This window comes from Blautia sp. CGZ-1-C1, assembly GCF_056504575.1.
In genome coordinates, this window is the sequence record NZ_JBWLUT010000057.1 from 1 (window position 1) to 3,005 (window position 3,005).

The 3,005-nt window shown below is 41.6% G+C and carries 3 protein-coding genes and 2 pseudogenes; all 5 read left to right on the forward strand.

The genetic code is table 11. The features are described from left to right. Positions 1-726: pseudogene (alr, locus tag AC058W_RS03905) on the forward strand (alanine racemase); the annotation flags it as partial. A 263-nt stretch (positions 727-989) separates the two neighbouring features. Next, on the forward strand, positions 990-1,337 hold the full coding sequence (locus AC058W_RS03910) for a type II toxin-antitoxin system PemK/MazF family toxin (RefSeq protein WP_117676429.1): 348 nt from the start codon (positions 990-992) through the stop codon (positions 1,335-1,337). A gap of 166 nt (positions 1,338-1,503) precedes the next feature. Then, positions 1,504-2,589 carry a hemolysin family protein gene (locus tag AC058W_RS03915; RefSeq protein ID WP_479389734.1) on the forward strand — a complete coding sequence of 362 codons (1,086 nt, stop codon included), beginning with the start codon at positions 1,504-1,506 and terminating at the stop codon, positions 2,587-2,589. Then, on the forward strand, positions 2,558-2,806 hold the full coding sequence (locus tag AC058W_RS03920) for a transporter associated domain-containing protein (protein WP_479389735.1): 249 nt from the start codon (positions 2,558-2,560) through the stop codon (positions 2,804-2,806). The genes AC058W_RS03915 and AC058W_RS03920 overlap by 32 nt, the downstream gene beginning before the upstream one ends. Positions 2,807-2,868: 62 nt before the next feature. Further along, positions 2,869-3,005, forward strand: a pseudogene (locus AC058W_RS03925) (YebC/PmpR family DNA-binding transcriptional regulator); the annotation flags it as partial.

Sequence of the window (3,005 nt, forward strand, 5' to 3'; positions counted from 1 at the left end):
AAAAGATCGCTGAACTTCCGAATCTTGAGATAGAGGGGATGTTTACTCACTTTGCGAAGAGCGGATGAGTATGACAGAAGCCCGGCGATGGTTCAGCTTGAACGATATCAGGATTTTTCGAAACGTGTAGAGGAAGCCGGAGTGGATATTCCGCTGCATCACTGCTCTAACAGTGCCGGCATTATTCGTGTACCGGAGGCGAATTTGAGTATCGTTCGCGCCGGAATTACTATTTATGGAATTTATCCTTCTTCGGAGGTGGAGAGAGACATCGTGAAGCTTGCACCTGTAATGGAACTGAAAAGTCATATTACATATGTAAAAGATGTTCCGGCAGGTGCTGCGATCAGCTATGGAGGCACCTATGTGGCAGATAAGAAGAAACGTGTAGCTACGATTCCGGTAGGCTATGCAGATGGATACCCAAGACAGCTTTCTAATAAAGGATGGGTTCTGATACATGGAAAAAAAGCCCCGATCCTTGGAAGAGTCTGTATGGATCAGTTTATGGCAGATGTGACAGAAATCGACAATGTAAAGAAGGGTGATGAAGTAACTCTTCTTGGCAGAGATGGGGATGAATTTATCAGTATAGAAGAGATGGGGGATCTTTGCGGCAGGTTTTCTTATGAATTTGCCTGTGATATCAGCCCACGTGTGCCAAGAGTTTATATAAAAGACGGCAAAGAAGCTGAAGTATGGTATCAGGGACAAAAGGTTTTCTGAACCTGAGTTGATGCCATGGATTACTTTTGTACGCAGATAATGCGGCAGAACTATAAATGACAGAGTAAACTGCAATTTTGTAACTGTTCATCAGCAGGTTATCCATTACTATAACAATAATCAGAAGATTTATTGATACATAAGGGAACTGAATAGTTACGGTTATTTTATATACCACGCATGTATACACAAGAAAAAGATGGAAATACTTAATTCTAAAACAAGGTTTTTATGAAACCAGAAAGAATCGGAGTGTGAATTGTGTGGTAATTAAAAGAGGGGATATATTTTATGCGGATCTTCGTCCGGTAGTGGGGAGCGAGCAGGGAGGGATTCGTCCGGTTCTGATTATTCAGAATAATGTTGGCAACAGACACAGCCCTACGGTGATCTGTGCTGCTATTACATCCAAAATGAATAAGGCGAAACTTCCGACACATATTGAAATAGATGCAGGGACTTATGGAATTGAAAAGGATTCTGTAATTTTACTGGAACAACTTCGAACTATAGATAAAAGAAGGCTGAAAGATAAGGTATGCCATCTGGATGAGGCAATGCTTGATAAAGTCAATCACGCACTTGAAATCAGCCTTGAACTTACTTTTTAGAGTCTGTCTGAAAAATATTTCCTGCATCGCGTAGCGTGTTACTGGGCACGGAGTGAACAGTAACTGATTTTTTAAACACGTTCTGATATCTTGACGATTAATTGAGAAAGTGATATATTTTACCAGTAACTACGCGTATTCAATACAGAGGAGACTGATCAATACAATGGAAGATGGCAGTAGTATGCCCCTCTGGGGCTTGTTTGTCTTACTATCGTTGCTGTGGCTGAATGGTATCTTTTATGGATTTGCTGCGGCACTGAGAAATATAAGTGAGAATGATACACAGAAGAGAGCAGATGAGGGCGATAAGAAAGCGCAGATGCTTATGGCATTGATCGATAAGCCAACGCAGTTCATCAATGCGATTCCTTTGATCGTAATGGCGTGTGGTATTTGCTTTGGTACGTTCCTTGTTCCATGGGCAGTAGAGGCATTTCACCCGTACATAAAGCATGTACCGGCATTGATCCTGGTGATGGCATTGAGTGTGATTCTGCTTGCGGGAATTGGGATTCTGACTTTTCGCCGGGTTGGTACGTATCATCCGGATACTTATGCGTACAGATATCTGAACCTGGTACATTTCTGGGTGAATCTGCTGAAACCTTTTACGGTATTTATTACCTGGATAGCGAGACTGGCAGCAGTGCCGTTTGGCGTGGAAATAGACCGTAAGGAATCTGCTGTGACAGAGGAAGAGATCATTTCTATCGTAGATGAGGCCCATGAACAGGGTGTCATTGAAGAGAACGAGGCAGAGATGATTCAGAATATCATGTCTTTTAATGAGACAGAAGCGCATGATATTATGACTCACAGAAAGAATGTTGTAGCTTTTGATGAAGAGATTCTGCTTAAAAACATGATCGATACGATGCTGGAGGAGGGAAATTCCCGTTATCCGGTATATGAGGAAAATATTGACAATATTAAGGGAATCGTTCATTATAAAGATGCACTCAAATTCATGACACAGAATCCATGGGCGAAATTTAAACCGCTGAAAGAGCTGCCGGGGATTATCAGGCAGGCTTCGCTCATTCCTGAGACAAGAGGAATCGGAGATCTTTTTCATACCATGCAGGCCAAGAAGATTCATATGGCTGTTGTTGTGGATGAATATGGACAGACAGCAGGTATTGTCACTATGGAGGATATTCTGGAAGAAATCGTCGGGGATATTCTGGATGAATATGATGAAGATGAGATCACGATTCGTGCGCAGAAGAGACAACAGTCTGATCGTTGACGGGCTTGCATATCTGGAAGATGTGGAAGAGGAATTGGAGGCTGATTTCGGAGACACAGAGTTTGAAACATTAAATGGTTATCTTACGAATATTCTGGGACATATTCCTACAGACAAGGATATTGATACGACCATAAAAGCGATTGGATACTGTTTTACTATCTTGTCTATCGGCAATAAGACGATCGGCAAGGTCAGGGTAGAACGGGATAAATAAATGCTATTGTCCACAGCGTGGGCAGTAATAAACAAATTATTTTAACAAAAGGAGAAAGAAAGATGTCAGGACATTCAAAATTTGCAAACATTAAACATAAGAAAGAGAAAAACGATGCAAAGAAAGGTAAGATCTTTACAGTAATCGGACGTGAGCTGGTTATGGCTGTTAAAGCAGGTGGTCCGGATCCAAACAACAA

Excerpts from the sequence above, each read along its gene's own strand:
- AC058W_RS03915 (WP_479389734.1), top strand. The coding sequence starts at position 1,504 with ATGGAAGATGGCAGTAGTATGCCCCTCTGGGGCTTGTTTGTCTTACTA.